4 protein-coding genes are annotated in these 6001 nt (G+C 56.2%); all 4 read left to right on the forward strand.

The genetic code is table 11. The features are described 5' to 3' along the window. Positions 1–1549: RagB/SusD family nutrient uptake outer membrane protein (locus ACEW8P_RS02445; RefSeq protein WP_373511524.1), on the forward strand; the 1549-nt coding region annotated here is incomplete at its 5' end. Positions 1550–1651: 102 nt separating this feature from the next. After that, the gene (locus ACEW8P_RS02450) at positions 1652–4123 is read left to right on the forward strand and encodes a hypothetical protein (protein ID WP_373511525.1); all 2472 of its coding nucleotides are present in this window, start codon (positions 1652–1654) and stop codon (positions 4121–4123) included. 36 nt (positions 4124–4159) lie between these two features. Then, positions 4160–5695 carry a hypothetical protein gene (locus ACEW8P_RS02455; RefSeq protein WP_373511526.1) on the forward strand — a complete coding sequence of 512 codons (1536 nt, stop codon included), beginning with the start codon at positions 4160–4162 and terminating at the stop codon, positions 5693–5695. Between the two features lie 25 nt (positions 5696–5720). Beyond that, the coding region (locus tag ACEW8P_RS02460) for a sulfatase-like hydrolase/transferase (protein ID WP_373511527.1) at positions 5721–6001 on the forward strand (281 nt) is incomplete at its 3' end.

Genomic DNA, 6001 nt, shown 5'->3' on the forward strand with positions numbered 1-6001 from the left:
CTATCAGAAATCGCTCTTCAGGGTGGACGAATACGAGTGGGGCGACGACCACTGGGTGCGGGGGCAGATCACCAACCCCATCACCAACAGCACCATCAGTTCTCAGACCAGCTTCGTCAACAGCTACTGGGCCAATCTCTATCAGGGAATCTCCCGGGCCACCACGCTGCTGGAAAACCTGCCCCGCGCCAAAAGCACCGTATCGGAGGCCACCTACAAGCGTATCGAGGCCGAAGCCCGTTTTGTCCGCGCTTACTGCTACTCCGTTCTGATCAGCCACTACGGCGACGTTATTTTCTACGAGAAGTCGGTGCCGCTGAAAGAATCCTACCAACTCCCCCGCACGGACCGGAAGGTCATCCTGAACTTTATTTATAAAGAACTGGACGCAGCGGCGGCGGCCCTGCCCAAAAGCTACGCGGCCAGCGATGTCCGGCGTGCGACCAAGAGTACCGCCCTGGGGATCAAGGCCCGGATCGCCCTGTACATGAGCGACTTCGCCACGGCCCGAGACGCCTCAAAAGCAATTATGGATCTAGGGATTCACGATTTGTACCCCAACTATCAGAACCTGTTCCTGAAAGACGGCGAGAATAGCAGCGAAATCATTTTCTCCCTGCCGCAGTCGGTTTCGCTGGGCCAGCCGTTTCTGGGTACCGGCGATGTGCGCACCTACATCACCCGCAATTCCGGCGGATTCGGGTCACAGATTCCCACCTGGTCGATCATGGACATCTACGAATGCACCGACGGCCTGACCGTGGACAAATCACCGCTCTACGACCCGCACCAGCCCTTCAAGAATCGCGACCCGCGCATGACGATGAGCATCGTGGAACTCAGTACGCCCTGGCTGGGCTACGTTTACCAATCGCACCCGGACTCGGTGCAGGTGTACAGCCCCAAGCTCGGGAACCGGGTCAAGAACAACGATACCCGTTCCATTGCCCAGTTTGCCAGTTATACGGGCTTCGTCTGGAAAAAGCGGGTGGATCAGAGTTGGGCCGACCTGCGGCTTTCCGAAAGCCCTATTCTGATCCTGCGCTACGCCGATGTGCTGCTGATGTATGCCGAGGCCAAAATCGAACTCAACGACATAGACCAAAGCGTACTGGACGCCCTGAACTCCATCCGCGCCCGGGCCTACGGCAAGAAGTCGGTCACCGACGCGGGCTATCCGAAAATCACCGCCACCGACCAAGCCACGCTGCGCAACGCCCTGCGCCGGGAGCGCCGCGTGGAACTAGTGCTGGAAGGATTGCGCTACATGGACCTGATCCGCTGGAAGCTGGCCGACAAAGCCTTGAACGTGGATGTGCCGGGCCTGAACGACCCGACCAAGCAAGATCGCAAGCAGTGGCCGTTCACCAACACGCTGCTGCCGATCATCGACAAGGACGGTTTGGTTTTTCACGAACATATCATCAAGGCGGGCTACGCCCGGAAAATCGCGGGCTATCAGTTCGACGCCGCCCGGCAATACCTTTGGCCCATTCCGGCCAGCGAACGGCTGCTGAACGCGGAACTGACGCAAAATCCAGGGTATTGAAGGTTGTTGATTTGTTTAACTGGTGAAGAGTGCGGCGTACCGTAGTATCCATCCAACTTAAAAACTCTGTGTCCCCGAAATGAAGCTTACAAATTTCTTAAAATGAAGAAACCGCAATTCCTGGCGATAGTACTTGCCTTATTTTTAGTAAAAAATTCGGTTCAATCCCAAACTAAGCCCCGCCAAATCAGCGGGATATATCCGCACTTGGCCTATTACAACAACGAAGGCGAATGCGGCACCGGAGCCGTAGTTTCCTGGGCGGGGCGGCTGTGGGTAGTAACCTACGGGCCGCATCTGCCCTACGGGTCGTCGGACAAGTTGTACGAAGTCACGACCGACTTAAAGCAAATCATTCGGTCCGAAAGCGTAGGTGGCACTCCCGCCGACCGGATGATTCACAAAGAAAGCAACCAGCTTTTTATTGGCCCCTACGCCATCGACGCACAGCGGAACGTCCGCACCATCCCCTACCGGGATGCGCCGGGCCGCTACACCGGATTGGCTCGTCACCTCACCGACCCGGCTAACAAACTGCTGCTGGCTACGATGGAGGAGGGCTTCTACGAGTTAGATGTCCACAGCCTGAAAACCAAAATGCTCTACGAAGACGCCAACGTCAAGCAAGCGAAGGGCGACGACATTTCCACCAATCAGAAAGGCTCGCTGCTGCCCGGTGCACACGGCAAGGGCTACTATTCCGGGCAGGGTGTAGCGGTGTACTCCAACAACGGCGAGGCGTCGAAAGAAGCCTTGAAACAATTCGACATCGAGTCGGGCGCGCTGGCTGAGTGGAATGGCAAGGATTGGAAGGTCGTGCGCCGCAGCCAGTTTGTGGAAGTCACCGGGCCGGGCGGGATTTATGGCAACACCAATCCCGCCACCGACCCGATTTGGGCCACTGGCTGGGATCATAAATCGGTACTGCTGGGAGTAAGGGATGCTGAGAAAGGATGGAGTTTTTACCGCCTGCCCAAGGCCAGCCACAGCTACGACGGCGCCCACGGTTGGAACACCGAATGGCCCCGCATCCGCGACGTAGGCACCGAGGGCAAGCCCGACTACCTGATGACGATGCATGGGATGTTTTGGAAGTTCCCCCAAACTTTCACTGCCCAAAACACGGCGGGGATACGTCCGCGCTCGGCCTACCTCAAAGTAATCGGCGACTACACCCGCTGGGGCGACCGTCTGGTTTTCGGCTGCGACGACTCGGCGCAGAAGGAGTTTTTGAATAAAAGAAAGATCAAAGGTGACCTCGGCGGGCCGGGACAATCGAATTCCAATTTGTGGTTCACCACCTTCACCAAACCTGACGAACTTGGGCCAAACACGGCGCAGGGAGCCGTTTGGCTTTCGGAAAATGTCAAGCCAAATGAAGTTTCCGAGCCAGTCTTGTTCGCGGGCTGGGACGAGCGCATGGCTTGGGTGATGAACCACGGCGTTCAGACCGCGATGATTTCTTTCGAGATAGACAAAGACGGCAAAGGCAACTGGCAGATTCAGCAAGCTGTGAAGGTCGAGCCGGGTAAAGCCGTGGCCGTTGAGTTCCCAGCCAACGAAAAGGGCGAGTGGGTGCGAGTCAAGAGCAATGTCGCCACGATTGCCACCGTCACGTTCAACTACCGCGATGCTTCTCGCTACCCAGAAAATCAGGACAAAATCTTTGCCGGACTCAGCAACGTAGGCACTGCAAACTACACGGGTGGGCTGATGTACGGACTTGGCGACAACCGCCGCGCGCTGGGAATGTTAGCCGGAAGTTTTGCCAACGGCAAGTACGCCGAAGGCGGCTATTACGAACTGGACGCCCAAATGAATCTCGTCAAAAAGGACGATCCCAAATCAGCGAAGTTCATCCGCGAGAAGTTTGCGATTCCTGAAAAGGCCATTGCCGTTGAAGAGTCTTCGGTACTTGTCGTAGATGACAGCGGACGACGCTGGCGGCTGCCGCTGGGCGACTCAAAATTCACTCAAAAAATCAATGGGGGTACTTTACGCATCGCCCGCGAGGTAGCCACCGAGCGCGACCTGCTCAACGCCCACGGTACTTTGTACGAACTACCCGCCGAGAACGCCGACGGCTTTGCCAAAATCCGGCCCGTGGCTTCTCACAATCTGAACATCCACGACTACGCTTCCTATCGCGGGCTGCTGGTCATGACTGGTTTGGACAATAACGCTACGGCGGGCGAACACATCATCACTTCCGACGATGGCAAGGCCAAAGTCTGGGCCGGTACCATCGACGACCTCTGGAGACTCGGCAAAGCCGTGGGCCACGGCGGGCCGTGGAAGGATTCGCAGGTAAAATCTGGTACGCCTTCCGACCCCTATCTTATTGGTTTTTATGACAAAAAGATTTTGAAACTCTCGCATAAATCCACCCAGTCTGTGTCTTTTCAAATCGAGGTCAACCCCATCGGCCACGGGCCGTGGATGACCTACCGGGAAGTGACGGTGAAGCCAGGCGAGACGTTTGCCTATGAATTCCCGAATGCTTTCGAGGCGCGTTGGATTCGGTTTTCGGCGGAGAAGGATTGCGTGGCGACGGCCTGGTTGGCGTACGAGTAGCAGGGAAAGATTTGATTTCTGTTAAAAATAAGAGATATGTTAAAATTACGATTTCGTGCTGTTTATGTAGCGGGGGTACTTCTCTTTTTAGCGGCCAGTAGTCTTTCCGCTGGTAGTAGCTCGAAACCACCTTCTAATGACAAGCCGACAAAAGGCCGCTACCTCGATAAGATAATCGCCCACTACCAAAAGCAACTGACCAAGGGCCTGGACGTTTATGGCCCGGAAAAAACGGCTTTCTGGATGGCCAGCCTGAATACCGAAACCGGAATGTACCCCAAGGACCCGACTCGTCCGCCCGACATTCCGCAGCGGGCTTACCTCAACCGCTCCGTGGACGCGCCTAAGGGAGCTACGCTGTACTGGGATATGCCTTCCGTCGTGGCGGCTATCAATCTCTCGCAAATTACAGGCGACGGTTTTTACAGAAATTCAGCGACCGCTTATATGCAGGATTTCATGAAAAACTGCATCGCTGACAATGGCGTGTTCCTCTGGGGCAACCATTACTTCTACAACGCCTTCGTGGATAGCACCATGAAATTTTACAGCAAGCCCTTTGCCGTGGATTTCAAGGAAGAAACGGGCAACCTGCACGAGGCGCGTCCGCTAATTCCGGCCTGGGACGCGCTCTGGAACGTGAACGCCGAGGTGACTAAAAAAGAAATCCTGGTCAGCACCGAAAACCACCTCGTGGATTCTGCCACGGGAGAATTCAACCGCCATGCCGACCAGAAGAGCGACCATGCCTTCACCGAAGCAGGAGGTACTTTAATTTATACAATGGCCTGGCTGTACGACAAAACCAAGAACCCCGCCGACCTCGCCATCGCCGACCGCATCGCCGGGTTCAGTTTCAACCACCGCGACCCGAACACGGGCCTGATTCCAAACAGCCCCATGCACGACCGCTGGGACAAGTATGTGTCCACCTCGGAAGTGGGCCTGTGGTCGGCTTGCTTGCTGGAAGCCGCCCGCTGGGCTGACAAAGAACATGCTGCCAAGTGGAACGCAATGGCCGAGGAAGCCATCACCGCCTGGCTGAAATACGGCTTCGATGAAGAGAAAAAACGCTACTACGGGATGCTCAACCTGGCCGACGGGAAGCCCGTCTGGCGCACCGACGACTACCCCTACAAGCCGCAAAACTACTCCGACATCTGGGAACCACTTTTCCCCACGCACAACTACCCCATCTCCTTCGGCGAGAGCTGCCTGATGCTTTACAAAAGAACGGGCAAGCCCATGTTCCGGCAGGCCGTGGACCGCTGGGTGACGACCATCCGTGAGGAATTGCCCGCCCGCAAGGGACGGGGCGCTTACGCCGAACACTACGGGCGGGTGATTTTCTTCCTGATGAATTGTCACGAGCAATTGGGTGATAAAGCCTACCGCGACCTGGCAGATGCCGTGGCGCGCGAAGCAGTCGATAAGCTTTGGGCGCAGGGGATGTTTCGCAGCCATCCCGGTGAGGATCGCTACGATGCCGTAGATGGCATTGGGGTACTGGCGCTGAGTCTAATGTGGCTGGAAACCGGGGAGAAGCCGGATCTGCTGGGGTTGTATTTTTAAAGTGGTGCAGCAGCTACTCTTGTTCATGGCAAAAAAAACTTTCTTTGCTTTTCTGGTAGTACTTCTCTGGACGTCAAATTCCATCGCCCCGCAAAAACCCAACTTCATCGTCATCCTCACCGACGACCAGCGATTCGACGCCGTGCGGCAAAACGACAACCCGACCATCCTGACGCCCAATCTCGACCGCCTGGTCAAGCGGGGCAAAAACTTCACCAACGCCCATGTCGTTTTTTCGTTATGCAGCCCCAGCCGCGCCGCCATCCTGACGGGCCGCTACGGCAGCGCCAATGGCGTGCTGGAACT

This window comes from Persicitalea sp., from assembly GCF_041751555.1.
GTDB lineage: Bacteria > Bacteroidota > Bacteroidia > Cytophagales > Spirosomataceae > Persicitalea.

Coding starts and splice junctions, on each gene's coding strand:
- ACEW8P_RS02450 (WP_373511525.1), top strand. CDS start 1,652: ATGAAGAAACCGCAATTCCTGGCGATAGTACTTGCCTTATTTTTAGTA.
- ACEW8P_RS02455 (WP_373511526.1), top strand. CDS start 4,160: ATGTTAAAATTACGATTTCGTGCTGTTTATGTAGCGGGGGTACTTCTC.